The organism is Kribbella kalugense, from assembly GCF_004365875.1.
Taxonomy (GTDB): Bacteria; Actinomycetota; Actinomycetes; order Propionibacteriales; family Kribbellaceae; genus Kribbella; species Kribbella kalugense.
Genome location: NZ_SODF01000004.1, coordinates 482,491 through 507,310, shown reverse-complemented (window position 1 = coordinate 507,310; position 24,820 = coordinate 482,491). Strand labels below are relative to the sequence as shown.

The window sequence follows — 24,820 nt, the reverse complement described above, 5'->3', positions numbered from 1 at the left end:
CCGCGCGGAGACCGACGAGAGGAGGGCTGGTCGATAGCCCCACGGTCGACTACTGTTCGGCCCGATTGCCCTAGTAGCAACGGAGGCACCCCTGACCATGGCCCCCTCAGCGAACGGACAGACCGTAGGCCGGCGCCTGCCGGTCGAGTCGGCGTTCACTCGAGTCGAGGACGCGCGGCACCGTCTGCCGCGTTTGTTCGGTCGTCGCGATCTGGTCGTACTCGGCCTCGGCGTGATGATCGGCTCTGGCATCTTCAGCATCAGCGGCGTACAGGCGGCCAATGTCGCCGGACCGGCAGTGATCCTGTCGTTCGTCATCGCCGCGATCGTCTGTGTGCTGGCCGCGGCCTGTTACGCCGAGCTGTCCTCCACGATCCCGGTCTCCGGTAGCGCGTACACCTTCAGTTACGTGACTTTCGGAGAGATGTGGGCGTGGCTGGTCGGCTGGGCGCTCGTACTCGAACTCGTCACCGCGGCGGCGATCGTCGCCCGCGTCTGGTCGGCGTACTTCCTGGCCACGCTGGACGGATTCGGAGTCACGCTGCCGAGCGGAGTGGCCCAGTTCTTCGGGCCCGAGGCCAAGCTGAACCTCGTTGCCCCGTTGCTCCTGCTGGTCCTGACCGCGCTGATCGTGACCGGCACCAAACTGTCGGCCCGGGTGCTGACGGTCGTCGTGATCGCGAAGGTCGCGGTGATCCTCCTGGTGGTCATCGTCGGCGCCGCGCACATCAACATGTCGAACTACCACCCGTTCGTACCGCCGGCCCGGGCCGCGCCCGCAGCTGCGAGTCCGACGTTGCTGGGCTGGATTCTCGACTCGTCGTTCGGTTCGTTCGGGACGATGGGAATCTTCACGGCCGCGAGCACGATCGTGTTCGCGTACATCGGCTTCGACCTGATCGCGACCGCGTCGGAAGACGCGCGCAGCCCGCGGAAGACGGTCCCGCAGGGGATGCTGCTCGGCGTCGGAGCGGTGACGATCCTCTACATCGCAATGGCAGTCGTGCTGGTCGGCATGCGCCCGTACGGCAAGCTCGGCGGAGCCGCACCGGTCTCCGAGGCGCTGGCCGCGGTCGGCGTCGGGTGGGCCGCGAAAGTGGTCAATGTAGGTGCGCTACTGGCGTTGATGACGGTGATCATGGTCGTCCTCATCGCGCAGAGCCGCGTCCTGTTCAACATGGGCCGCGACGGTCTGCTGCCGAAGAGCCTCGGCCGAGTCAGCCGGGTGTACTCCTCCCCCGCCCGCGCCGCCGCCTTCGCCGGTCTCGCCGCGCTGGCACTGACGCTCTACCCGAAGGTCCTGGAACTCGAGGAACTGCTGGTTATCGGAGCCCTGTTCTGCTTCGCGTTCTGCGCCGTCGGCGTACTTACCCTGCGCCGCACCGAGCCGAACCTCGAGCGCGGCTTCCGCGTACCGATGGTCCCGTTGATCCCGCTGCTTTCGCTCGCGGCCACCGTCTGGCTGATGCTCAACCTGAAGACGAGCACCTGGACCAAGTTCGGCGTCTGGATGGTCATCGGCATCGCGATCTACGGCCTGTACGGCCGCTGGCACAGCCGCCTCGCCAACGAGGACAGCTGGGACTTCGACCTGGGCGACACCGACCCTGGCACCGGCGGCCTCCAAGTCATCCGCCAGGACCAGGACCGCGGGCCCGAGCTCCGCGCCATCCGCACTCCCCCCGAACAGCAGCCCCAAAAACCCACCCGCGGCAAGCACATGCGCAACTAGCTCAGGTCAGCCGCGGAGGGCGGTCAGTACGGCGAGGACGCGGCGGTTCACGTCGGCCGAGGGCTCCAGTTGGAGCTTGCGGAAGAGGTGCGCACAGGTTGTCTCGACCGTGCGCTCGCTGATGTGGAGCTGTCCGGCGATGGCCGAGTTGGACCGCCCCTCCGCCATCAGCGCCAGGATTTCTCGCTCTCGGCTGGTGAGCTGAGTCAGAGGTGAGTCCGGACGCCGTCGCCGCATCAGCCGCGACACGATGGTCGGGTCGAGGACGCATTCGCCATCTGCGACCCGTCGCAGTGCATCCACGAGTACGGCGATGTCGGACACGCGCTCCTTGAGCAGGTAGCCGACACCGCCGGGTTGATCCGCGAGGAGCCGGGATGCGTACCGGCTCTCGACGTACTGGCTCAGCAGGACCACGGCCGTGTCCGGGTAGCGCTCGCGGATCTGACGGGCCGCGACCAGCCCTTCGTCGGTGTGGGTCGGCGGCATCCGGATGTCCACGATCGCAGCGTCCGGCTCGCCGAGCGCGACCAGGCGCAGCAGTTCGTCGGCATCAGCGGCCTCACCGATGACCTCGATGCCCGTGTCACCGAGCAGCCGCGCTAGGCCTGAACGGATCAGCATGACGTCGTCCGCGATCACGACACGCACGGGATCACCGCCGTCACGTCGTACCGGCCGGCCTCAGGGCCCGACCATGTGAGCTGTCCTCCGACCGCGCCGACCCGATCGCCGATCGCCGTGAGATCCGTGGCCAGGAAGGTCGCCGACTCCGTCTCCACCCTGACGATCAGCGACTCCGTAAGTTGGCCGACCTCGATCCGGCAACACGTGGCGGTGGAGGGCTGTACGACGCCACCGACTGCGGCAGCGACGGTCGCATAAGCAGCCATCGCCACCTCCGTGGTCAAAGCATCACTGACTTGCACCGTGAGCGCCGCCGGTACGTCGGATGCCGCGACGAGCTCGACCAACGCCTGCTCCAGGCCCTCGTCGGCGAGCACACTCGGAAAGACCCCGTGCGCCAGCCGACGCAGCTGGCTCAGAGCGTCGCCGACCTTGCTCTCCAGCCGCGCGATCGTGAGGCGCGTTTCCTGGTCGGCGTCGGCGCGGGCAATGCGCAACTGCAGACCTACACCGACCAGCCGCTGCTGCGCACCATCGTGCAGGTCGCGCTCGATCCGGCGGCGTTCGCTGTCCGACGCGGCGACTACCCGGCGCTGTGACGCCCGTACCTCTGCCAGCCGCGCTCGAGCGACCGTCGACAACTGTGCATTGTGAAGCGCCAACCGGGTGACTGGGGACAGGCCAGCGAGTATCTCCGCCGGGTCCACGGCGCGAGCGGCGACAAGCCGAACGGTCGGCGCCGAGCCGTCGGTCAGGACCACGGTTCGGGCCGGCTCGGGTGAGTTCAAGACGGCCACGCCCGCCGGGTCGAGCCAGCGGTCCTCACCTGGGACAGCGAACTGGACATCGACGACGGCTCCGCGCCGTACGGACTCTGCCGACAGACCGGCCACCACCCTGTCGACGGCTGATCGGGTCCGCAGAACACGAAGGTGAAGCAAGCACACCGCCGCTCCGACAGCGGCGACGCCCAACGGTTCCAGTGGGAGTCTGACGGCTGACGGCGTGAGGTTCTCGAAGGTCAGCCACCGTAGAACTGCCAGCCCTCCCAGCGCCGTCAGAGCAGCCAGCGCCGCGCCGCTCACCAGCCGAGACGAACGGGTTCTGAGAGTCGCAGCGACCGCGACCCCACCGATCAGAGCGATGCTGACGATCGCCACCGTGGTGATCGCCACCGTGGCGCGAGTCCCGACCAGCTCGCCGAGGGGTGGCGACAGGTTGGCACAGGTCTGGGCGCAGCCCGGATCGGCGAAGGGGTTGTACGCCAGCACATGAACGCCGGCGGCAACGACCGCGATCCCAGCGATGACCATCACGAGCCGATCCGCTCGTGGCTCTGCTCCGGCCGGCCACAGCAGCGCCGTGGCGGCGATCGCTGCCACGGCCAGCGGAGTCGTCGCGAGAGTAGCGGCGCGCAACGAGCCGGGCAGCCACTCTTGCGAAGCCCACAGCGGCAGGACGGCCGCTACGCCGGCCAGCGCGAGCGCTGCCGAGGCGTGGCCGTCGTGTGACCGTGCGGCCCAGGCCGCGGCGACGGAGATCGTCGCGGCCACGGCGACGACCACGATGTACCAGGCCGGTAGCCGCTGGACCTGAGGTGCATTCGGGTCGCCGAGCGCGAACGGCAGGACGCATACCACCACGACTGCGGCCGCCAGCACTGTCGCAGACACAGCCATGGCTGCGCTACGCGCCGCCACCACCGGACCTGCCCCCGCCACCATGGTCACGCTTCCCATTGTGCGCTTGTGAAGTCACAGTTGGTGCAGTGGTAGCCACATTCGCCCCCGTGCCAGCACGGTCGGCAGAAGAGTGCGCCGCCCGTAGCGTCCGGAGTACTGGACGTTACTCAGCGTCCGATTCTCTGGACGTCAGGGGGAACCATGAACGTACTGCGCAAACGCGGCCTCAGCTCCAGCCTCGTCGCCATCATGCTGATGGCACCGCTCGGCTGTAGTGGCGCGAAGGCAGTCGACAAGGCCGGCGGGGACAGCGCCGTACTGACGCTGGCCACCATCGACGACGTGAACAACAACGGTCAGTCGTTCGGGCCGCAGGCCTTCGTCGACAACCTGCGGACGGTGTCCGGCGGCAAGCTGAAGGTCGAGATCAAGAAGAACTACGGCGCCGGCGACGCAAAGGCCGAATCCGCCATCGTGAAGGCGATCGCGGCCGGCGAGATCGACGGTGGCTGGCCATCGACGCGGGCCTTCGCGGGAGCCGGTATCACCAGCCTCAAGGCCGTCGAGGCGCCGATGACGATCACCAGTTATGCCGCGGAGAAGCAACTGGTGACCGCACCGGTCGCCAAGACCCTGCTCGCCAGCCTGGACAGCACCGGAGTGGTCGGCCTCGGACTGGCAGTCGGACCGCTCCGCCGGCCGTTCGCCGCGAAGAAGCCGCTGCTCGGACCGGCTGACTGGACGGGCACCCGGTTCCGGACCTACAACTCGCCCGTGCAGGAGGCGGCCATCCGGGCGCTGGGCGGTACACCGGTGAACTTCGGGATCGAGTGGGGCGGCGAGATCAAAGCCGGTCGTCTTCGCGGCGCCGAGTTCGATGTCCCGCAGTACGCCAAGACCGACACCGCTGTCGCGCCCCAGGTCACCGCCAATGTCGTGCTCTGGCCGAAGGTCTTCGTCCTGAGCTTCAGCCGACAACGGTTCGAGGCGCTCACCGACCAGCAGCGGAGCTGGATCAGGGATGCGGCCGAGCGAGCGGCGAAGACCTCCGTCGAGGCCAGCTACGACGAGTCGACCATCGCCGGCGACATGTGTAGCAGCGGTGTCCGTTTCATCGGTGCCACACCAGGCGAGGTCGCCGGCCTGCGCAGGAAACTGCAGCCCGTACTGGATCAGCTTGCAGCCGACCCGAAGAGCGGGCCGATGCTGAAGGAGATCCAGGCCATCGCGACGGCCAATCCCCTGGCTGACGTCCCGAACGTGCTGGCAGCCTGCCGGCAGACGGGTAAGGAAGCTCCCGCGCCCAAGATCCCTCAGGAGGTCTCCGCCCTTCCGAACGGTGTCTACCGGGTGGAAATCACACTCGACGACGTGCACGCAGCAGGTCTGGACAACACGGACGGAACTTCGGGGACCTGGACTCTGACGGTGCGGAACGGGACGTTCGAGAACCGCTGCCGGCCCATCGGCGACCCGAGCGACGACTGCGGTGGCACCATCACCGATGTCCCGCTCGTCGTCGGAGATCTGCGCGGCACCGGTCATCAGGTCTGGCTCGTGCCGAAGGGAAAGGACCAGCCGTTCCGCCTCACCTGGGCGGTTGACGGCAAGACTCTCGTCTTCAGCGAGCCATCCGCCTCGTTGGGGTTCGAGATGATCCTCGAGCCGTACCAGAAGATCGGTTAGGACAGCCGGCGCCGACACGGGACGGTGGCGGTCACGGTCGTACCGGCTCCGGGTGGACTCTCCACCCGGAGCCGGCCGTCGAGGACGGCCAACCGGTCGGACAGTCCGATCAGCCCGGACCCGGAAGCGTCTGCGCCACCACGTCCGTCGTCGGTGATGGTTGCCTCCAGCAGATCGCCGTACCGGCGTACGTCGATCGTGATCCGGCCGGCGCCGGCGTGCTTGGCCGCGTTGGCCAACGCCTCTGAACAGACATAGAACAACGCGGTCTCGGCGTCGGCGTCGCCGGCGGCCTCGTCGCTGTAGCTGGTCGCCACGTCGGCCGGAGCTCGTGCCGCGAGGATCTCGAGCGCGTCGCGCAGCCGTCCCTCCCCCAGCGTCGCCGGTGGAATGCCTGCCGCCAGGTCTCCGATCTCCACGATCGCAGTTGCGAGTTCTGATCGCACAATGTCCAAGGCGGTCGCTGTCCCGACACCTACGTCGGCGAGTTCAGCCTGGGCGTCCCTCAAGAGGGCTGCCACGTTGTGCCCCAGTTCTTCCGCCACCTCCTCCCGCTGGCGGTCCGCGGCTGCGAGAACCCGCGCACGCGCCGCCTCCAGTTCGCGCAGTCGGGAGAGCTGCTCGTCCTGCAGCCGGATGTTGGCCACCGCCAGCCGCACGGCTGTCTCGACTGCCCGGGCTGTGAGCGGATCCTCCAGCGCCGCCGACTGATGCGCGACGACAGCGACCGGTCCGTCGGCCTCGCTCACCGTGAGGAGGTTCCGGTCTGTCTGCCCGCCGGCGAAGTCCTGCCAGCGGCGAACTTCAAGGCTTGGATCGCCGAGGGCCTGTCCGAGTACCGAGGCGAAGCCGTCAAGTCCAGTCAACGGTCGACTGACCAGAACCGCGTCGGCAAGCCGTCGCCGTACTCGGAGTGCCGACCAGTACGCGACCGGGAAGGTCACGGCGACCAGTCCGAGGACGACCTGGTAGTCAAGGAGAGCGAGCGCTGGATCGAACGATTCCTGAGTCCGAGCGAGCGACCAGCTGACGCCGAGAGTCACTGCCGTTGCGACGGCTGCCGTCACCGGATACCACCCAGCACTTGGTGGGCGCATCGCGGCGCAGACGGCGGCCAGAGCGAAGAGCAGAGCCACCCCAGGTTGTGGCACGAAACCAGCCGCTACCACTGCGGCGAGAGCGACCGCGAGCCAGGCGAGTCGGCCGCGGATCTGGCCAGTCGGAAACATCACCAACGCCACCGCAAGCACCGACTGATGCAGTGGTAGGGCCTGCACGAACACCGATCCGAGTAACCAGGCAGCACCCACGGCGGCAACCATCGCCCGTTGACGAGCCGGCCCGGTGGGCAAGGCCCCGGCGACGATGAAGACGACACCGACAGCGGCGTCCACCGCCATCCGCCACCCGTCGACCTGTGCCGCCAGGTCTGCCCGCACGGCCAGCATCACCAGCCCACCAGTTGCGACCACTCCAGCCGCGAGCCTGACCATGCAACCGACTGTCGCCCGGCCGCCCGCCAAGAGCAAGTCCCACCGGCACCCAGCCCGCCGCTGCACCATCGCTTGGTCCCCTTGCTACCCAACCTGCAGCAAACGAGCAGCAGTACGACGGAGTCGATCACGCGGGTCGCCGGACCGGTGCCTCGATCTTCTGTCCGTCACCGCGGCGGTGATGGCGTGGTGGGTGGTAGGCGCCAGCCGGTGGGGGTTCGGATTATGAGGGTCAGGGCGGTGAGCGTTTGTAGGCATTGTTGGGTGGTGGGGAGGTCCAGGCCTGCTGTGGTGGCGATGTTGTCGGTGGGGGCGGGGTTGTGGACCGGGACGGCGTCCAGGGTTCTTTGGAGGTCGGGGTCCAGGGTGTCGGTGAGGGTTTGGGCGGCTCTTGGGGGTTGGGTCAGGTTGGTGCCGAAGGGCGAGATTGCTTCGACGATGTCGGCGACATTGGTGGCCAGGACGGCGTTGCGTTCGCGGACCAGTAGGTGGCTGCCGGCGGACATGCGCGAGGTGATCGGGCCCGGGACGGCCAGCACGGGGCGGCCGCATTGTTCGGCCCAGCCGGCGGTGTTGAGGGCGCCGCTGCGTACTGCGGCTTCGATGACCACGGTGCCTTGGGTGACGGCGGCGATGAGTCGGTTGCGGGCGAGGAAGCGGAGCTTGGTCGGGGCGCAGCCAGGCGCGAGTTCGGCGACGACCAGGCCGTCCTCGGCGATGCGGCTGAGGAGGGCGGAGTTGCGTTTCGGGTAGCTGACGTCGACGCCGCAGGCCAGGACCGCGATCGTCGTGCCGGCGGCTGCGAGGGCTCCGCGGTGTGCTGCCGCGTCGATGCCGAAGGCACCGCCGGAGACGATCGTGATTCCGTTGTCGGCGAGGCCGGAGGACAGTTCGGCGGACACGTGTTCGCCGTAGGACGAGCTGGCGCGGGCGCCGACGATTGCGACGGATCGGGTGACGGCGTGGCGGAGGTTGGCGCGGCCGCGGACCCAGAGGCCGAACGGTACGCCGGCCCGGCGGGTCAGCTGGCCGGCTTCTTCGAGTACTTCGACCTCGACCGGCCATTCGTCGTCGCCGGGGATCACGAACCGTGCGCCGGCGGCCGCGGCTCGTTCGAGATCTCGAGGTGGGTCGGCAGTGGCGAGTCGCGTGGACCAGCGCTCCAGGCCGGGGGCGTTGTGCTGAAGGCGGTCCCAGATCTCCAGCGGGGAAAGACCGTCGAAGACCTTCAGTGCGGCGAGATCGCCCGGCTCGACCACCCGGGACAGGCCTGCGCGGGCCAGGCGCTCTTCATCTCCGTTGCCACCAGCAACCGACTCGTCGCCACCCGTTCCTTGCCCGGAGCCAGAACCTTCGGTCGTTGGTGCGTAGCTGGGGGTCATCGGGCTGGTCCTTTGAGGGGGCGGTGGTCGGAGAGTTGGGTTAGGGGCTCGCCGGAGCGGAGTTGGAAGGCTTCGTGGGTCTGGTCGACTGTGGGGATGCTGAGCTCGGCGAGGTCGGTCAGGGTCCAGGCGAGGCGGACGACTCGATCGAAGCCGCGGGCTGTGAGGCGGCCGGCGGCGTAGTGGTCCTCGAGGAGCTTCTGGCTGGCGGCGTCCAGCGGGTGCTCGCGGCGAAGGACAGGACCAGGAACCTCGCTGTTGAGAGTCCACGCGGTGTTGCGGTAGCGGTGGGTCTGGCGGTCGCGCGCTGTGTGGACGCGGCCAGCTACGACGAGAGTTGATTCGACTGGCTCGCCGTCGGTGACGGTGCGGGCGGCGGGGAGGATCTGGCGCTGGATGTCGAGGCGGTCCTTGATCGGGCCGCTGATCCGTTGGCGGTAGCGCGCCAGGACCTGGGGCGTGCAACTGCAGATGCCTTGATTGGTGCCAGAAAGGCCGCATGGGCAGGGGTTGGCGGCGAGGACGAGCATGAAGCGGGCCGGGAACTTGGCGACGGCCGCAGCCCGGTGGACTTCGACGAAACCGGATTCGAGTGGTTGGCGCAGTGTGTCGAGAGTCAGCGGATGCATCTCCGGTGCCTCGTCGATGAACAGGATGCCGCGATGTGCGCAGCTGATGGCGCCGGGCCTCGGCACACCTGATCCCCCGCCAACGAGGCTGGCCAGTGACGCGGTGTGGTGTGGAGCGATGAACGGTGGTCGGACGACCAGCTCGGCGTCGTTGGTGAGCAAGCCCGCGAGTGAGTGAACGGCCGAGACTTCGAGCGAGTCGTCCGTACGCAGGTCGGGCATCAGTCCGGCGAGGCGTTCGGCGAGCATTGTCTTGCCGGAGCCTGGTGGGCCGTGCAGGAAGAGGTGATGGCCGCCGGCGGCTGCGGCCTCGATGGCCCGGCGGCCTTCGCGCTGTCCGATGACATCGTCGAGATCGACCGCCGGGACCCGGGTCAATGACTCGGACACCAGGCGTGGCTCGGCGCGAGGTGGCGCTTCGTCGGGGATGTCGGTCCCGCGCAACAGAGCGAGGACCTGACGTAGTGAGCGGGCGCCGTACACCTCGATCCCTGGAACTAGGCGTGCTTCGCCCACATTCAAGTCCGGTACGACGATGCGGTCGAAGCCGGCCCGGGAGGCTGCCAGCGTCATCGCGAGGGCGCCGCGGACCTCGCGGATGCGGCCGTCGAGACCGAGCTCACCGATGATCGCCGTCCGGCGGAGCGCGTCGGACTCGAGCACGCCGGCCGCTGTCAGCAGCGAAAGGGCGATCGCGACGTCGTAGTGGGAGCCGGTCTTGGGCAGGGTTGCGGGTGAGAGACCGATGGTGACCTTGCGGTCCGGGAATCGCTCGCCGCTGTTCACGACCGCAGCGCGGACTCGATCGCGGGCCTCGGACAACGATGTGTCCGGCAACCCGATCAGGGTGGTCTTGGGCAGGCCTTGCGCGATGTCGGCCTCGACCTCGACCAGGTGGCCTTCCAGACCGACGAGAGCGACGGACCAGGTCTGTGCGAGCGGCATCAGGCCACACCTCGCACGTGGTCCACCTGGGGTGGCGTGTTGTGGTCGAACAGGACCGAGATGATGTCGATCCGGACCCCTGCCGGTCTGAGTTGATGGGTTTGCAGCCAGCGACCGGAGAGCTTCCTGAGTGTGGCCAGCTTCCGGTAGGTGATCGACTCCAGCGGGGTGCCGTAGTTCAGCCCGCGCCGGGTCTTCACCTCACAGATGACGAGGGTGTCGCCCTCGCGCGCCACGATGTCGATCTCGCCGGACTCGCAGCGCCAGTTGCGCTCGAGCACGACGAAACCGTGGGTTCTGAGATACCTCGCGGCGAGATCCTCGCCATACCGTCCGACGGTGTTCTTGGTCCGCATCGATGACCACCTCCGGCAGAGAAGATGCCGGGATCAGGCCTCGAAAACGGGCGCTACTTTCCGCCTGTGGACAACGTCAGCGACCGAAGTCGGAGTCCTTGGGGACTTCCAGGTCGGACTTGGCGAGTTCCTCGATGTTGACGTCGCGGAAGGTGACGACCTTGGCGTTCTTGACGAAGCGGGCGGAACGGTAGACGTCCCAGACCCAGGCGTCGGCCATCGTCACCTCGAAGTACACGTCGCCGCCTTCGGTGCGGACCTTCAGGTCCACCGCGTTGCACAGGTAGAAGCGCCGCTCGGTCTCTACGACATATTTGAAGATCCCGACGACGTCCTTGTACTCCCGATAGAGCTGCAGCTCCATATCGGTCTCGTACTTCTCGAGATCATCGGCACTCATCGATTGCTCTCCACTCCGGTGGGACTCGTCACATTCTGTCCCATATCGGGCCGCATACTGCGGCGGACATTCTCGAACCGCCGTCGATGTTGTGGGCACGGGCCGTATTCGTCCAGTGCCGCCTGGTGTTCAGGGGTGCAGTATCCCTTGTGGATCGCGAACCCGTACTGCGGGTACACGGTGTCCCAATGCTCCATCACCCGGTCCCGGGTCACCTTGGCGATCACGGAGGCGGCGGCGATACAGGCCGCCACGCGGTCGCCCTTCCAGATCGCCAGACCTGGTACGCCGAGACCGTCGACGCTGAAGCCGTCGGTCAGCACGTACGACGGCCGTACGTCGAGCCGGAACAGCGCTCGGCGGAGCGCCTCCAGGTTCGCGACGTGCATGCCGAGGCGATCGCACTCGGCCGCCTCGATCGAGACCACCGACCAGGCCAGGGCACGCTTGCGGATCTCCTCGTAGCAGCGGTCCCGCGCCTTCGCCGTCAGCAGCTTCGAGTCCGCCAGCTCCGGGATCTGGCCCCGCTTGCCGTCCGGCAGGATCACCGCGGCCGCCACCAGCGGACCGGCACACGGTCCACGACCTGCCTCGTCGACGCCGGCGATCGGGTCCAGGCCGACGCGGCGCAGGGCACGCTCGTACCCGTACAGCCCAGCGTCCCGCCGTACCGTACTTCCGCGCGGCAACGCGCTCATCCAGCCCTCCGCATCACACAACCCACCCTAGGCTTCAGAGGCGACAGGTTCTCACTTAGGTGGTGGCGTGAGGGATATCGAGGGTTTGTCCGGCGCCGGACCGGGAGCCGGGACGGCCTTGAACGTGTCGGGTACGCCGAGTTTGGTCCAGCGGCCCGCAGGCCAGACGATCATGATCGCCCGCCCGGTGACCTTGTCGAGCGGAACGAACGCCGCGTCGCCCTGATTGCCGCCGTTCGCGTCGAGGTCCTGCAGGTGCACCCGGGAGTCGCCGGACGCGGACCGGTGGTCGCCCATCACGAAGATCCGGCCGGCCGGGACGGTGACCTGGAACTCCATCTGGGACGGGGCGTCGCCGGGATACAGATAGGGCTCGTCGAGCGGCTGACCGTTCACCAGCAGGCGGCCCTTGGAGTCGCAGCACGCGACCTTGTCGCCCGGCATACCGATCAGGCGCTTGATCAGGTGACCGTGGCTGGAGTCCGGAAGCAGACCGACGATCTCGAAGAACCGGCCGATCGAACCGCGCTTCTGACCGCTCTCGCTCGGGCCGAGCCAGCCGCCCGGATCCTCGAACACGACCACGTCGCCACGCTTGACGTCGGTCAGCTTCTCGACCACGACCCGGTCACCGACCAGCAGCGTGTTCTCCATCGACTCACTCGGGATGATGAACATCTGCCCGACGAACGCCCGCAGGATCGACGACACGATCAGGGCCCCGACCACGATCAGCACGAACTCGCGGGCGGCTGCCCCGAAGCCGGAGCGGTGGGCGGGTTTGGCGTCCGTCTTGGTCGGTGTATCGGTCACTTCTTCAGCCCCGGCTTCTTGAAGGTTTCCGGAGGACGCAGCATCGTCATCCGGTCAGACGGCCAGATTACGCAACAGGCCCGGCCAACCACGTTCTCGACCGGCACGAATCCACCACCGGGGCCGCCCATATGGGCACGGGAGTCGGCGGATTCGGCGCGGTTGTCGCCCATCACCCACAGATGGCCGGGCGGCACCAGCACGTTGAACGGCACCTCGGACGGCTTGGCGTCCTTCAGGAGGTACTCCCGCTCGTCCAGCGGGATGCCGTTGACGGTGATCTGGCCCTGCTTGTTGCAGCAGATCACCCGGTCGCCGCCGATGCCGATCACCCGCTTGACCAGGTGACCCTCGCCGCTGCGGGGCAGGATGCCGACGAACTCACCGACCTTGCGCAGCGTGCCGGGCTGCGGCTCCGCCTCGTCCAGCCAGTTGTCCGGGTCCTTGAAGACGATGATGTCGCCGCGATCGACGTCCCGGTGCAGGTAGCTGATCTTCTCGGCGAGGATCCGGTCGTCCTTCGTCAGGGTGTCGTACATCGACTCCGACGGGACGTAGAACGCCTCTGCGACGAACAGCCGCAGGACCACCGTGATGACGAGTGCGAGCACCGTGACGGTGCTCATCTCGACCAGCAGGCTGAGCAGCGGATTCCGCTGCTTCAGCCTGCGGTGACGTCCTTTGCTGCGACGCGCCTTCCCGGCGACCGGCCGAGGGCGAGCGCGAGTCGCAGTGCTCGGCGCCATAGGTGACCGTCGTCGTTACAGAGTCAGGAGGCCGGGATTTCGCGCTTCTCCTTGATCTTGGCCGCCTTACCCCGCAGTTCGCGCAGGTAGTAGAGCTTGGCCCGGCGGACGTCGCCGCGGGTGACGACCTCGATCTTCTCGACGATCGGGGTGTGCAGCGGGAAGGTCCGCTCGACGCCGACGCCGAAGCTGACCTTGCGGACCGTGAAGGTCTCCTGCAGGCCACCGCCCTGGCGACGGATCACGACGCCCTTGAACACCTGCACGCGGGACCGGCTGCCCTCGACGACCTTGACGTGCACGTTGACCGTGTCGCCGGGGCGGAAGGCTGGGATGTCGTCGCGCTTGCTCGCGTTGTCGAGCTCATTCAGGACGTTGCTCATCAGGTGTCTCTTCCTCGCACGTGCCACAGGTCACCCACGAATGTCGGTGGTGATGAAGTCATCAAAAGGCTGCCGGTCGGTGGTCACCCCCTGTGGCAGGAGCACCGATGGGCAGCAACAGACAATCTTGCCACACGCCCCACACAGTGACGAAATCAGCCCACTCCGGCTGCACAGGGTGACGTCATTTTCGGCGACGGCGTTTGCCCAGGTACACCAGGTCGACCTTCGGCGTCTGCGCCTCCCGGCCGAGCTCCCGGTAGCCCGCCTTGCGGTACAGCGCGAGGTTGCGGTCGCTCTGGGCGCCGGTGTTCAGCGTGTACGACGTGACTTCGGCCGGAGCCAGTTGCTCAGCGGCACGCAGGAGGCGGGCGCCGAGTCCACGCCCCTGCCAGTCCGGGGCGACCAGGAGCCGCTCGATCTGGGCTGTCGAGCCGTCGACCGCGAGTTGGACGGAGCCGACCATGCGAGTGCCGGCCACAGCCTTGAGGACGGTGGCGCGCTCCAGGCGGGCTGCCGTGTCTGCGAGGTCCTCAGTGAGCGGCGGGAGCGTGTAGTCGTCGTACAGGCGTCCCTCGGAGAGGAACGCGGCCAGCTGGAGGGTGTGGAGCTCGCCGGCGTCGGCGGTGGTCGCTGGGAGGATCCGGATGCCGGCGGTCGAGTCGTCCTTGCCCGCGAGTACGTCGCCCCATGCGGCCAGCAGATCCGGCCGGCGTTCCGCAGTACGTCGTACCGACTCCTCGTGGCGCCAGTCGGCGATCAGGCCGTGGTTGCCGGACAGCAGCACCTCAGGTACGTCGTACCCTCGCCAGCTCGTCGGCTTCGTGTAGACCGGGTACTCGAGCAGGCCGTCGCCCGAGTGGGACTCCTCAGCAAGAGACTCCGGGTTGCCGATCACGCCGGGCAGGAGGCGGGCGACTGCCTCGACCATGACGAGTACAGCGACCTCACCGCCGTTGAGGACGTAGTCGCCGATGGAGACCTCGTCCACGCGCATCCGTTCCCCGGCGTACGACGCCACACGCGCGTCGATGCCCTCGTACCGACCGCACGCGAACGCCAGCCACGGCTCGGCGGCCAGCTCGTAAGCCAACTCCTGCGTGAACGGCCGACCAGCCGGAGTCGGCACGATCAGCCGCGGCTGCGCCGGACCGTCCGCGGGCGCGATCGCGTCGAGAGCCAGGCCCCACGGCTCCGGCTTCATCACCATGCCCGCTCCACCGCCGTACGGGGTGTCGTCGACGGTCCGGTGGCGGTCGTGGGTCCACTCGCGCAGGTCGTGCAGGTGAACGTCCAGGAGGCCGCTCTTGGCCGCCTTGCCGACCAGGGAGACGTCCAGCGCAGCCAGGTACTCCGGGAAGATCGAGACGACGTCAAGCCTCATCGGTCGGCACCACCTCGGCGCCCTCCGGATCCAGCAGGCCGGGCCGATCGGCCACGACGACGTACCGCTTGTCCAGGTTGAGCTCCGGGACCAGCTCCTCGACCAGCGGAACCAGTACGACGTTGCCCGCGGGGCGGCGGATCTCCAGGAGGTCCTGCGACGGCAGGTGTACGACGTCGCGAACCTCGCCGGCCTCTTCGCCGTCGGCCGTGCGAACGGTCAGGCCGATCAGGTCGCGGTCGTAGTACTCGTCGGGGTCCTCGGGACGCTCGTCTTCATCGATCTCGCACTGCACGAACAGGTTGCGCAGCTGCTCGGCGGCGGTCCGGTCCGGCACGCCGGCGAACTTCACCAGCAACTTCCCACTGTGCCACCGGCTCGACTCCACGGTCAGTGTGCGGGACACCTTGGCCTCGGTCACCAGCGTCGCACCGTCCACGAACCGTCGATCCGGCTCATCCGTCCGGACGTCGATCCCGACCTCACCCTTGATCCCATGCGCCCGGCCGATCCGCCCGACAGTCACCAACACCTGCACAAACCCTTCTTAGAGGACAACAAAGTGAGGATAGGACGAAGGGCCGCACCCGGGTGGGTGCGGCCCTTCGAAAAGCTCGAGTCAGCGGCGCGGGCGCCGGTTGAACTCGTCGACGAAGTCGATGCGCAGGGAGGATTCGGAGCTGAGGGCACCGACGACCGTGCGGATGGCAGTGGCGGTCCGGCCGTTGCGGCCGATCACCTTGCCGATGTCGTCGGGGTGGACGTGCACCTCGAGGGTGCGCCCACGCCTCAGGGTCCGGGACCGGACACTGACGTCGTCGGGGTTGTCCACGATGCCGCGCACCAGGTGCTCGAGCGCGTCGGTCTCCATCACCGTCAGGCCTCGGTGGTCTCGGCCGCGGCCGGCGCCTCGTCAGCCTTGGCGGCGGGCGCCTCGTCGGCCTTCGCCGCCGGGGCCTCGTCAGCCTTGGGAGCCTCGTCGGCCTTGGGGGCGTCGTCCGCCTTCGCGGCCGCCTTCTTCGCGGTGGTCTTCTTGGCGGTGACCGCCTCGGTCTTCAGCGAGCCGTGGGCCTCGGCCAGCGCCTCGTTGAAGATCTCCTGCTTGTCCCGCTTCGGCTCGGCCACCCGCAGCGGGGCCGGGGCCGGCAGGCCCTTGAACTGCTGCCAGTCGCCGGAGGCCTTGAAGATCGCCTCGACGGCCTCGCTCGGCTGCGCGCCGACGCCCATCCAGTACTGCGCCCGCTCCGAGTCGACCCGGATGAACGAGGGCTCGGCCTTCGGGTTGTAGATGCCGATCTCCTCGATCGCCCGGCCGTCCCGCTTGGTGCGGGCGTCCATGACGACGATGCGGTAGTGCGGGGTGCGCTTCTTGCCGATGCGCTTCAAACGGATCTTGACTGCCACGCTGGTGTGGTCTCCCTCGGAATTACTGTCTGGGTGAGCAGCACGACGCGTCGTGGGGACAACGCAGTAACCGCTCGATGGGCCGGCCGGGCAGTGGAGTTAGAGGGCTGCACGAAACCTGGACGGACTCAGCAGGCCATTGTGCCAGATCTGGCGGTCCGTACCAATTCGCGGATCAGCGCTCGCGGAACCGGGCGAGGCCGTCGAGGTGGTCAGCGTACGTGTCGAGCAGTTTGTGGGCCACCGTGACCGAGTCGATCAACGGATGCCAGGCAAAGGCGCGGAGGGCGGCGGACCGGGAACCGCTCGTGGCGGCCTCGATGGTGGAGCGCTCGACAGCCTTCACCGAGCAGACCAGGCCGGCCTGGTGATCGGTGAGCTGGGACACGGTCACCGGCAGCGCGCCATTGGCGTCCACCGTGCACGGGATCTCGACCACGGCGTCGTCGTCGAGATGGTGCAGTACGCCGCGGTTCCGGACGTTCAGGATCAGTGAGGCGCGCTCGTTGTGCGCAATCGCCCGCATCAACGACAGCGCGACCTGCTCATAGCCGCCGGCCGCCATGTCGCGCTCGTCCCGCTCCCCCGCGTCCGCGACCTCACGGCTCTCCACCATGTACGTCGACTCGCGCTCGGCCCGCGTCTTCTGCCACAACTCCAGCGCCTGGTCCGGATGGTCGCCCGTCTCGGCATAGAACGCGGACTGCTGCTCCAGTAAGAACGTGCCACGCGTCTGCCGCACAGCCTGTACTGCGGCCAACGTCTCGCGCGCGAAGTAGTAGTAGTGCAGGTACTCGTTCGGAATCGAGCCGATAGACCGCAGCCAGTCCACACCGAACAGACGTCCCTCCTCGAAGGACGTCAGCGCTTCAGGAGACTGCAGCAGCTCTGGCAGTCGATCCACCCCACCGGACCGCAGACCGCGAAGCCAACCGAGATGGTTGAGCCCGGCGTAGTCGTAGAACGCGGTCGACGGGTCCACGCCGATCGCCAGCGCCGCCCGGCGACCCAGACCCGATGGTGAGTCGCAGATGCCGATCACCCGATCGCCCAGGAACGGAATCATCGCTTCGGTGACCATGCCGGCCGGATTGGTGAAGTTGATGGTCCAGGCTTCCGGTGCGACGGCCGCGATGCGCTGAGCGATCTGCACCGCGACCGGCAGCGTCCGCAGGCCGTAAGCGATCCCACCGGCGCCGACCGTCTCTTGACCCAGTACGCCGAGGTCCAGCGCGACTCGCTCGTCGACGGTCCGCCCCTCGAGCCCGCCGACCCGGATCGCGGAAAAGATGAAGTCCGCACCACGCAGCGCCTCGTCGAGGTCAGTGGTCTCGGTGACAACCGGAGCGTCCTCGACACCAGCAGCCTGTTGATGCAGCACCGCTGCGATCGCGGACAGCCGGCTGCGGTCGGCGTCGTACAGGACGACCGACGTGATCCGTCCAGGACCGCGGTCGCCGAGCAACGCGTGGTACACGAGCGGAACCCTGAAGCCGCCCCCACCCAGAATCGTCAGCCTCACGCCAGGACCACCTTTACGCCCGCCTCAGTCAATTGGGCCCGGGTTGCCTCGTCGGCTCCGGACTCGGTCACCACCATCGAGAGTTCCCCCGGCTCGCACACCCGGGCAACCCCGTGGCCCGGGAACTTGGTCCGGTCGGCGAGCAGGACGACCTGGTCGGCTGCCTTGATCATCGCCCGCTTGACCGGTACCTCGATCATCGTGCTGTCCATCACCCGGCCGTCCGGACGGACTCCGCTGGTCCCCAGGAACAGCCAGTCGACATGGATCTGCCGCAGGCTCTCCTCGGTCAGGTAGCCGACCAGCGACCGATAGCTGCGCCGTACGAACCCACCGAGCACGATCAGCTCGATCTGCTCGTCGTTCTGCAATTCCTCCAGTACTGCGAGGTTGCTGGTCACCACGGTCAACGAACGGCCGTGCAGGTGCTGCGCTACCCGGAGTGCCGTCGTACCGATGTCCAGCAGCAGGGACTCGCCGTCGGTCACCAGTTCGGCGGCCCGGCGGGCGATCCGGTCCTTCTCCTCCGCATGTATGGCGTTGACGTCCGCGAACGGCTCGTCTCCACCGTCGACCGCGAGCGCACCGCCGTACACCCGGGTCAGCCGGCCCTCGGCGTGCAACTGCTCGAGGTCGCGCCGGATCGTCGCCTCGCTGACGCCGAGCTTCCCGGCGAGCACCTTGACGCCCCCGGCCCCGTCGGCGCGGAGCGCGCGGACGATCTGATCCTGTCGCTGCTTCGGCAACACAGGCAGACCGTATCACGCAAACTCTGTCACTTTCAGTCAAAGTCTTGAGCAGGTATTGCGGAATCTGCGCAGGAGTTCCAAGATTCATGAACGAGTTTGATCGAGCCTGCAGGAGTGTGGCCCCGCATGCACGAGCTGGATGTTGTTGTGTCCGGTCTGGTCTTCCAGGACCTGGTGCTCGGCCTGCCCACTCCGCCGCGCCCTGGCACCGAGGTCTGGGCCACCGAGTCGCACGAGAGCCCGGGCGGCATTGCGAACTTCGCGGTCGCGCTGGCCCGGCTCGGCCTGCACACCGGGATGGCCGCCGTGTTCGGTGCGGACGACCTCGGCGACCGCGTCTGGCGGCGCCTCGCCGACGACGAGGGCATCGATCTGACTCTGTCCCGCAGACTCGCCGGCTGGCAGACCCCGCTGACCGTGGCCCTTGCCTATGACAACGATCGGGCACTGGTCACCCGCGGTACGTCTCCCCTGCTGTCGGCCGACGAGCTGATCACCACACTGCCGGCTGCCCGAGCCGTCGCCGCCCACATCGGTCCATGGCGCAACGAGTGGCTGGGGAAGGCGAAGGCGGCCGGCAGTGTGGTGTTCGCAGACGTCGGCTGGGACCCGTCCGAGCAGTGGGACCCGGCTGTGCTGGACCAACTGGAGCACTGCGACGTGTTCCTGCCGAACGCGGACGAAGCGATGGCCTACACCCGTACGACGTCACCCGCGGCAGCGCTCGAAGCCCTGGCGGAGAAGGTCCCGCTGGTCGTGGTGACGAACGGCGACGACGGTGCGGAAGCACTCGACGCGAGCACCGGCGAGCGCGTCGCCGTACCGGCGTATTCGGTCCCGGCGGCGGACAGCACCGGGGCGGGTGACGTGTTCGCCGCCGGTTTCATCGCCGCGACGCTCTGGGAGTTGCCGCTGGAGCAGCGGCTGCGGTTCGCCGCACTCACCGCCGCGCTGTCGGTCACTCGCCTCGGTGGAGCGGACTCCGCACCCCGCTGGCCGGACCTCGCGGCCTGGCAGACCGCACACCCCGAAGACCATCACCTCCACGCGCTGATCAGCGCAAACTCAGGAAGGTAGAACCATGGAGCTCTCACGTCGGACCCTCCTTGGGGGCTTCGCCGCCGTAGCGGGCGGTTCCCTGGTCGGCTGCTCGTCCGGGATGAACACCGGGACCACGGCGAAGAAGAACGCCGCCACCGAGCTGACGATGTGGTGCTGGCCGGGCGGTCTGGGCAAGTCCGTGCTGGACGACACGGTGGCGCACTTCCCGGACCCGAAGATCAAGTACTCCGAGATCGGCGGCGACTTCAAGCAGAAGCTGATCACCACGTTCAACGGCGGTACGTCGATCCCGGACATCACCGGTCTGAAGGGTGAGGACATCGCCTCGCTGCTCCCCCAGGCGGAGCGGTTCGTCGACCTGAAGACGGTCGGTGCGGACTCGATCCTCGGCGACTACCTGGACTGGAAGGTCAAGCAGGCGACCACACTGGACGGCAAGGTGATCGGTCTGCCGATCGACGTCGGTCCGACCGCACTGTTCTACCGTGAGGACATCTTCGCCGCGGCCGGCCTGCCCAGCGACCCGGCCAAGGTCGCCGACCAGCTGAAGACCTGGGACGACTACTTCGCCGCCGGCGTCCAGCTGAAGGCGAAGAACCCGAAGGCGCTGCTGGTCTGGGACGCCACCGACCTGTACGACATGGTCGTCGGCCAGGGCACCGAGCGCTATATCTCCAAGGACAACAAGTTCATCGGCGACCAGGACCACATCCGGAAGGCCTGGGACACCTCGGTCAAGGCGATGACGCTGAAGATCGACGGCAAGACACCGAGCGGCGGCCCGGACTGGAACGCCGGCCTGGACCAGGGCACGATCCCGACCCACATCGGCGCGGCCTGGGTCGCCCTGGACATCAAGTCCGCGGTGAAGACCAGCGCCGGCAAGTGGTGGCTGGCGCCGACACCGAGCGGACCGGCGAACTTCGGCGGCTCCTTCCTGGCCATCACCCAGAACGCGGCCGACCCGCAGAAGGCGTTCGACGTGATCAAGTACATGCTCAGCGCGGACAACGAGGCCAAGGCGTTCACCGACGCGCAGATCTTCCCGTCCGCGCCGGCGGCGTACGACAAGCCACAGCTGAAGGCGGCGGACAAGTTCTTCGGCGGGCAGGTGCCGATCGACGTGTTCGGTCCGGCCGCGAAGGCGATCCCGGTGGCGTACCAGTCGCCGTTCGACGACGCCGTCGCCGCGCCGTTCCACGACGAGCTGAAGACGGTGCAGACCGGCGCCAAGACCTCGGACGCGGCCTGGTCCGCCGCGGTCTCGAAGGCAAAGGCGATCGCCAAACGCCAGGGCGTGCAGTGACCGCAACGGCGACGGTGTCCAGGGTCACCGTGACGGCAGGGCCGGTGAGGCGGCGGATTTGGTCGTACTGGCGGTTTTATCTGGCGCTGTCGCCGTTCTACGTGTTGTTCGCGGTGTTCGGGCTGTATCCGATGGTGTCCACGATCGTGCTGGCGTTCCAGCGCTGGGACGGTCTCAGCGCCCGCAAGTTCACCGGACTGGACAACTTCGCGTTCCTGATCCAGGACCCGACGTTCTGGACGGCTCTGGAGAACACCGTCGTCCTGTTCCTGATGTCGACCGTCCCGACTCTGGTCCTCGCGCTCGTACTTGCGGTGATGCTGCAGTCCGCCGTCCGGTTCACCAACGTCTACCGGATCGCCTACTTCATCCCGAACGTCACCTCACTAGTCGCGATGGCGATCTTCTTCAGCTCGGTCTTCAGCACGAACTTCGGCCTGGTGAACGCCGCACTGCGTTCGCTCGGGATCCCGCAGCAGGACTGGCTCGGTCAGCCGTGGGGGATCAAGATCGCGATCTCGACGATGATCGTCTGGCAGTGGGTCGGGTACAACACGCTGATCTACCTGGCCGGTCTGCAGGCGATCCCGAAGGAGCAGTACGAGGCGGCCAAGGTCGACGGCGCCGGCGCGGTACGGACGTTCTTCTCGATCACGCTGCCTCAGCTGCGACCCGTCGTACTGTTCACCGTCATCATGTCGACGATCGGCGGGCTGCAGACGTTCACCGAGCCGCAGGTGATGGTCGGCAACAGCGGCGGCACCGGGCAGAGCGGGATGACCGTGGTGCTGTTCTTCTACCGGGCCGCGTTCCTGGACAACGACTACGGGTACGCCGCCGCGATCGCGCTCAGCATCTTCGTGCTGGTGTTGTTGTTCACGGCAATCAACTGGCGGATCTTCCGCGAACGGAGCGAGGACCGATGACGCGGTACCGACTGCGTGGCGTCGCGCTGCACGCCGTACTCGTGCTGGCCCTGCTGGTGTTCATGTTCCCGTTCGTCTGGACGATCATCATGGCGTCGAACACGACCGCGGACATCTACCGGTTCCCGCCGAAGTTCAGCTTCGGCGGGCACTTCGGCGACAACGTCCGGCACGTGCTCGACAACGTCGCGTTCTTCCAGTCGATGGCGAACACCGCGACGGTGGCGATCTCGACCACGTTGCTGGTGCTGTTCTTCGACTCGCTGGCGGCGTTCACGTTCGCCAAGTTCCGGTTCCCGGGGCGGAACGCCTTGTTCGTCGTACTGCTCGCGACGATGCTGCTGCCGGCTCAGCTGGCCGCCGTACCGCAGTTCCAGACGATGGCGATCCTCGGCTGGGTCGGGTCGCTGAAGGCGCTGATCATCCCCGGCGCGGCGAATGCGTTCGGCATCTTCTGGATGCGGCAGTACTTCAAGAACTCGATCCACGACGAGCTGGTGGAGGCGGCGACGCTGGACGGCTGCGGGTTCTTCGGGACGTACTGGCACGTCGCCCTGCCGTCGGCCCGGCCGGCGCTGGCGTTCCTCGGCATCTTCACGTTTGTCGGTTCTTGGAACGACTACATGTGGCCGCTGATCGTGCTGACCAACCCGGATCACGTGACGCTGCAGGTCGCGCTGTCCACGTTGAACCGGGCGCACGGCGTCGACTACAGCATGGTGATGACGGGTGCGCTGATGGCGATGGTCCCGCTGGTGATCATCTTCGCGGTTTTCGCCCGCCAGTTCATCAAGGGCGCGACGGAAGGGGCCGTACGGGGATGAGTACGGCGATGAGGATCAGGACGCTCCCGGCCACGCTGGTGAGGAAGTCGGCCGGTGACTGGCCCGTGGTCCAGGCAGGAATCGCGCCGACGATGCCGACCAGCGAATAAGTCACCGTGGCCGCGGTCAACCACGTCTGGGCCCTGGCGTCGACGGCGGCCAGGGCCGACCAGGCGAGAGCGATCGCCACGAGCGGGTGCAGTGCCGCGAGCGGAGTGACGGTGAAGAACGAGATGCCGTCGCCGTGCTTGATCGACGAGCTCACCAGCATCAGGACGACGCCAACGACGGCGGTGGCCGCGGCCGGTGCCGGGACCGGTCGAAGCGGCCAGCTCCGCGGCCGCAGCACGATTAGGAGTGCAGCGGCCAAGCCGACGCCGACGGCGGTCGAGGCGAGCCAGGCGCCGGTTTCGTTGTAGGAGATGCCACCGGCGAGGATCAGCAGACCAGCCTGGATCAGGGCCGCGACGCAGCCCGCCACGACTCCGAGCGCGACCGTTCCTGCCCCCCGCGCGAGCAGGCTCACCAGCAATGCAACGAACGACGACAGGATCACCGGGTCGTACCACGTGCGGTACACGCTCCAGCCGGTGTTGTTGGCGTCCTTCCAGAGATAGTGGGCGTACTGCGCTCCCGGCCAGTTCAGGTAGATGAGGAGTCCCGAGCCCCCGGCCAGTACGGCGATCAGCCACCACGGCGGCTTGCCCGTCGGTTCGCGCGACGGTTCCCGCTGCGTCGGCGTCGGTGTCGGCGTCGGCTTCTCCACCTTCGGAGCAGGCGTCGGTGCAGGCTTCTCGACCCTCGGGACAGACTTCGGTGACAGCGTTGGTACTTCGGCGACGGTCAGCCGGACCGGGACATCGCGCTCCCCCAGCGGCCCGGCCAGCTGGACCACCGCGTCGTGCGTGCCTGGTGTGGACTGCTCGGCATGCAGCCGGATGACCTCGCCTTCCTGCTCAAGCTTCAGCCAGTTCACGCTCGAAGAAGCCCCCGCGGTCAAGGCGATCGGCGGACCGGCCAGGTGCAGGTCGGCGGGCGTCGTGCCACTGAGCTCCACGGACTCAGGCGTGACCCGGAGCTCCGCGGTCGACAGCGCCTCGGACGCGGCTTCGGAGACCTTGCGGCTGTCGTCGCCGATCATCTGACGCAGTGCTTGCCACGCGGCGTACGCCTGCCCGAGATCCTCGTCGTACAGACGCTCGCGCAAATAGTCGACCACGCCGAACCTTGCCGCTGGCAACGGACTCTCCATCGCCTGGGTCAGCTCCGGCGCGAGCGGCGCCGCGGTGAGTCGGCGTACCCGGCTGCGGGCGATCAGCAGCTCGCCCTGCGAGCCGAACGTCCACATCTGCGGGTTCTGATTCGGCGTGACCCGGTGAATCCGGTCGGTGACGAAACCGACCAGTTCGGTCAGACCTACCCAGCCGTCGCCATCCCGGTCCGCCTCGCCGGTGGTCAGTCCGTCCACGACAGCGCCGGTGAAGACCGACGGCGCCGGCTTCGAGGCGTCCGCCGCCAACTGCCCGCCCTCGAAGGCGTACTCCATCGCGCTCGAAGCGGTGATCACCACCCGGCCGCGACCGCCACCAACGTCGGCCTGCTTGGCGAACGCGTCCTGGACCTGTGCCTCGCCGGCCGCCCGCACGACCATGCCGCGCGGGAACGCACCGCCGTAGCAACAGTCCAGGAACAAGGCGATCCGCTGCGCCCGGCTGTCGGCCATCTGCCGGTTGACGAAGTCCGCGGCGACGGCGGTCGACGCGAGCCGGGTCGGCTTGGTGTCCGCGACCGCGAGGAACAGCTCGCCGGCCGAGTTCTTCAAGCCATGGCAGGAGAAATGCAGCAACAGCAGGTCCTCCGGCCGCCGGTCCGCGAAGAAGTCCTCGACCGCGTACCTGATCTCCTGCGCCGACTCGTTGCTCAGGACCTTCACCTCGAACCCACCGACCGACGGATCGGCCAGTACCTCGGCCAACGCGGCCGCATCCTGTGCAGGCGCTACCAGGCGCCGTAACCCGGGATCGTCGTACTCGTCGTTCGCCACCACGAGCGCGACGCGCGAACCGTCCAT

24 protein-coding genes are annotated in these 24,820 nt (G+C 67.8%); 6 read left to right on the top strand and 18 right to left on the bottom strand.

Translation table 11 applies throughout. The annotated features are described in order from the left end of the window. Positions 1-97 precede the first annotated feature (97 nt). Positions 98-1,732, top strand: coding sequence for an APC family permease (locus tag EV650_RS39750; RefSeq protein ID WP_134124397.1), 1,635 nt, complete (start codon positions 98-100; stop codon positions 1,730-1,732). 6 nt (positions 1,733-1,738) lie between these two features. Here the strand turns inward: EV650_RS39750 and EV650_RS39745 are convergent, their stop codons facing one another. After that, the gene (locus EV650_RS39745; protein WP_134124396.1) at positions 1,739-2,383 is read right to left on the bottom strand and encodes a response regulator transcription factor; all 645 of its coding nucleotides are present in this window, start codon (positions 2,381-2,383) and stop codon (positions 1,739-1,741) included. After that, a complete protein-coding gene (locus EV650_RS39740) occupies positions 2,371-4,083 on the bottom strand; it encodes a sensor histidine kinase (RefSeq protein WP_238174788.1) in 1,713 nt (570 codons plus the stop codon). The genes EV650_RS39745 and EV650_RS39740 overlap by 13 nt, the downstream gene beginning before the upstream one ends. Positions 4,084-4,242: 159 nt before the next feature. On the opposite strand from EV650_RS39740, the gene EV650_RS39735 reads away from it, so the two are divergent. Next, positions 4,243-5,727, top strand: coding sequence for a TRAP transporter substrate-binding protein (locus EV650_RS39735; protein ID WP_134124394.1), 1,485 nt, complete (start codon positions 4,243-4,245; stop codon positions 5,725-5,727). On the opposite strand, the gene EV650_RS39730 is transcribed toward EV650_RS39735, so the two are convergent. The 15 genes from EV650_RS39730 to EV650_RS39660 form a co-directional block, all read right to left on the bottom strand. Then, complete coding sequence (locus EV650_RS39730; RefSeq protein ID WP_134124393.1) at positions 5,724-7,220, bottom strand: sensor histidine kinase; 1,497 nt, start codon at positions 7,218-7,220, stop codon at positions 5,724-5,726. The genes EV650_RS39735 and EV650_RS39730 overlap by 4 nt on opposite strands. A gap of 167 nt (positions 7,221-7,387) precedes the next feature. Continuing rightward, entirely contained in the window at positions 7,388-8,602 is a 1,215-nt protein-coding gene (gene dprA, locus EV650_RS39725) for a DNA-processing protein DprA (protein WP_134124392.1), read from the bottom strand. Then, on the bottom strand, positions 8,599-10,176 hold the full coding sequence (locus EV650_RS39720) for a YifB family Mg chelatase-like AAA ATPase (RefSeq protein ID WP_134124391.1): 1,578 nt from the start codon (positions 10,174-10,176) through the stop codon (positions 8,599-8,601). Before EV650_RS39720 ends, dprA begins: the two co-directional genes overlap by 4 nt. Next, a complete protein-coding gene (locus EV650_RS39715; protein WP_134124390.1) occupies positions 10,176-10,532 on the bottom strand; it encodes a YraN family protein in 357 nt (118 codons plus the stop codon). The genes EV650_RS39720 and EV650_RS39715 overlap by 1 nt, the downstream gene beginning before the upstream one ends. Before the next feature lie 76 nt (positions 10,533-10,608). Continuing rightward, positions 10,609-10,932, bottom strand: coding sequence for a DUF2469 domain-containing protein (locus tag EV650_RS39710; RefSeq protein ID WP_012922325.1), 324 nt, complete (start codon positions 10,930-10,932; stop codon positions 10,609-10,611). Next, positions 10,929-11,630 carry a ribonuclease HII gene (locus tag EV650_RS39705; RefSeq protein WP_134124389.1) on the bottom strand — a complete coding sequence of 234 codons (702 nt, stop codon included), beginning with the start codon at positions 11,628-11,630 and terminating at the stop codon, positions 10,929-10,931. The genes EV650_RS39710 and EV650_RS39705 overlap by 4 nt, the downstream gene beginning before the upstream one ends. Positions 11,631-11,681: 51 nt before the next feature. Further along, complete coding sequence (lepB, locus tag EV650_RS39700; protein ID WP_134124388.1) at positions 11,682-12,443, bottom strand: signal peptidase I; 762 nt, start codon at positions 12,441-12,443, stop codon at positions 11,682-11,684. Then, positions 12,440-13,189, bottom strand: coding sequence for a signal peptidase I (lepB, locus tag EV650_RS39695; RefSeq protein ID WP_134124387.1), 750 nt, complete (start codon positions 13,187-13,189; stop codon positions 12,440-12,442). Before lepB (EV650_RS39695) ends, lepB (EV650_RS39700) begins: the two co-directional genes overlap by 4 nt. Positions 13,190-13,212: 23 nt before the next feature. Beyond that, the gene (gene rplS / locus EV650_RS39690) at positions 13,213-13,572 is read right to left on the bottom strand and encodes a 50S ribosomal protein L19 (protein WP_134124386.1); all 360 of its coding nucleotides are present in this window, start codon (positions 13,570-13,572) and stop codon (positions 13,213-13,215) included. 184 nt (positions 13,573-13,756) lie between these two features. Continuing rightward, the gene (gene trmD, locus EV650_RS39685; RefSeq protein WP_134124385.1) at positions 13,757-14,956 is read right to left on the bottom strand and encodes a tRNA (guanosine(37)-N1)-methyltransferase TrmD; all 1,200 of its coding nucleotides are present in this window, start codon (positions 14,954-14,956) and stop codon (positions 13,757-13,759) included. Then, positions 14,946-15,488, bottom strand: a complete 543-nt coding sequence (rimM, locus tag EV650_RS39680) for a ribosome maturation factor RimM (RefSeq protein WP_134124513.1) — start codon at positions 15,486-15,488, stop codon at positions 14,946-14,948. Before rimM ends, trmD begins: the two co-directional genes overlap by 11 nt. Positions 15,489-15,575: 87 nt before the next feature. After that, entirely contained in the window at positions 15,576-15,827 is a 252-nt protein-coding gene (locus tag EV650_RS39675) for an RNA-binding protein (RefSeq protein ID WP_134124512.1), read from the bottom strand. Between the two features lie 5 nt (positions 15,828-15,832). Next, positions 15,833-16,360, bottom strand: coding sequence for a 30S ribosomal protein S16 (rpsP, locus tag EV650_RS39670; RefSeq protein WP_134124384.1), 528 nt, complete (start codon positions 16,358-16,360; stop codon positions 15,833-15,835). A gap of 175 nt (positions 16,361-16,535) precedes the next feature. Next, positions 16,536-17,882 (bottom strand): 6-phospho-beta-glucosidase, encoded by a 1,347-nt coding sequence (locus tag EV650_RS39665; RefSeq protein ID WP_134124383.1) that lies wholly within the window; start codon positions 17,880-17,882, stop codon positions 16,536-16,538. Then, entirely contained in the window at positions 17,879-18,631 is a 753-nt protein-coding gene (locus EV650_RS39660) for a DeoR/GlpR family DNA-binding transcription regulator (protein ID WP_134124382.1), read from the bottom strand. Before EV650_RS39660 ends, EV650_RS39665 begins: the two co-directional genes overlap by 4 nt. Before the next feature lie 126 nt (positions 18,632-18,757). Here EV650_RS39660 and EV650_RS39655 point away from each other — a divergent pair, with 126 nt between their 5' ends. From EV650_RS39655 to EV650_RS39640, 4 genes are read left to right on the top strand one after another with little or no spacing between them, the layout of a single operon-like run. Next, entirely contained in the window at positions 18,758-19,708 is a 951-nt protein-coding gene (locus EV650_RS39655; protein WP_134124381.1) for a carbohydrate kinase family protein, read from the top strand. Positions 19,709-19,712: 4 nt separating this feature from the next. Continuing rightward, positions 19,713-20,999 carry an ABC transporter substrate-binding protein gene (locus EV650_RS39650; RefSeq protein WP_134124380.1) on the top strand — a complete coding sequence of 429 codons (1,287 nt, stop codon included), beginning with the start codon at positions 19,713-19,715 and terminating at the stop codon, positions 20,997-20,999. Between the two features lie 44 nt (positions 21,000-21,043). Next, positions 21,044-21,925, top strand: a complete 882-nt coding sequence (locus tag EV650_RS39645; RefSeq protein WP_238174769.1) for a carbohydrate ABC transporter permease — start codon at positions 21,044-21,046, stop codon at positions 21,923-21,925. Then, the gene (locus EV650_RS39640) at positions 21,922-22,749 is read left to right on the top strand and encodes a carbohydrate ABC transporter permease (RefSeq protein WP_134124378.1); all 828 of its coding nucleotides are present in this window, start codon (positions 21,922-21,924) and stop codon (positions 22,747-22,749) included. Before EV650_RS39645 ends, EV650_RS39640 begins: the two co-directional genes overlap by 4 nt. Here the strand turns inward: EV650_RS39640 and EV650_RS39635 are convergent. Continuing rightward, on the bottom strand, positions 22,715-24,820 hold the full coding sequence (locus tag EV650_RS39635) for a caspase family protein (RefSeq protein ID WP_166678434.1): 2,106 nt from the start codon (positions 24,818-24,820) through the stop codon (positions 22,715-22,717). The genes EV650_RS39640 and EV650_RS39635 overlap by 35 nt on opposite strands.

What these genes read in the sequence shown, in the direction of transcription:
- EV650_RS39750 (WP_134124397.1), top strand. Translation starts at nt 98, where the DNA reads ATGGCCCCCTCAGCGAACGGACAGACCGTAGGCCGGCGCCTGCCGGTC.
- EV650_RS39740 (WP_238174788.1), bottom strand. Translation starts at nt 4,083, where the DNA reads ATGGTGGCGGGGGCAGGTCCGGTGGTGGCGGCGCGTAGCGCAGCCATG.
- EV650_RS39735 (WP_134124394.1), top strand. Translation starts at nt 4,243, where the DNA reads ATGAACGTACTGCGCAAACGCGGCCTCAGCTCCAGCCTCGTCGCCATC.
- EV650_RS39730 (WP_134124393.1), bottom strand. Translation starts at nt 7,220, where the DNA reads ATGGTCAGGCTCGCGGCTGGAGTGGTCGCAACTGGTGGGCTGGTGATG.
- dprA (WP_134124392.1), bottom strand. Translation starts at nt 8,602, where the DNA reads ATGACCCCCAGCTACGCACCAACGACCGAAGGTTCTGGCTCCGGGCAA.
- EV650_RS39720 (WP_134124391.1), bottom strand. Translation starts at nt 10,176, where the DNA reads ATGCCGCTCGCACAGACCTGGTCCGTCGCTCTCGTCGGTCTGGAAGGC.
- EV650_RS39715 (WP_134124390.1), bottom strand. Translation starts at nt 10,532, where the DNA reads ATGCGGACCAAGAACACCGTCGGACGGTATGGCGAGGATCTCGCCGCG.
- EV650_RS39710 (WP_012922325.1), bottom strand. Translation starts at nt 10,932, where the DNA reads ATGAGTGCCGATGATCTCGAGAAGTACGAGACCGATATGGAGCTGCAG.
- EV650_RS39705 (WP_134124389.1), bottom strand. Translation starts at nt 11,630, where the DNA reads ATGAGCGCGTTGCCGCGCGGAAGTACGGTACGGCGGGACGCTGGGCTG.
- lepB (WP_134124387.1), bottom strand. Translation starts at nt 13,189, where the DNA reads ATGGCGCCGAGCACTGCGACTCGCGCTCGCCCTCGGCCGGTCGCCGGG.
- rplS (WP_134124386.1), bottom strand. Translation starts at nt 13,572, where the DNA reads ATGAGCAACGTCCTGAATGAGCTCGACAACGCGAGCAAGCGCGACGAC.
- trmD (WP_134124385.1), bottom strand. Translation starts at nt 14,956, where the DNA reads ATGAGGCTTGACGTCGTCTCGATCTTCCCGGAGTACCTGGCTGCGCTG.
- EV650_RS39675 (WP_134124512.1), bottom strand. Translation starts at nt 15,827, where the DNA reads ATGGAGACCGACGCGCTCGAGCACCTGGTGCGCGGCATCGTGGACAAC.
- EV650_RS39655 (WP_134124381.1), top strand. Translation starts at nt 18,758, where the DNA reads ATGCACGAGCTGGATGTTGTTGTGTCCGGTCTGGTCTTCCAGGACCTG.
- EV650_RS39650 (WP_134124380.1), top strand. Translation starts at nt 19,713, where the DNA reads ATGGAGCTCTCACGTCGGACCCTCCTTGGGGGCTTCGCCGCCGTAGCG.
- EV650_RS39640 (WP_134124378.1), top strand. Translation starts at nt 21,922, where the DNA reads ATGACGCGGTACCGACTGCGTGGCGTCGCGCTGCACGCCGTACTCGTG.
- EV650_RS39635 (WP_166678434.1), bottom strand. Translation starts at nt 24,820, where the DNA reads ATGGACGGTTCGCGCGTCGCGCTCGTGGTGGCGAACGACGAGTACGAC.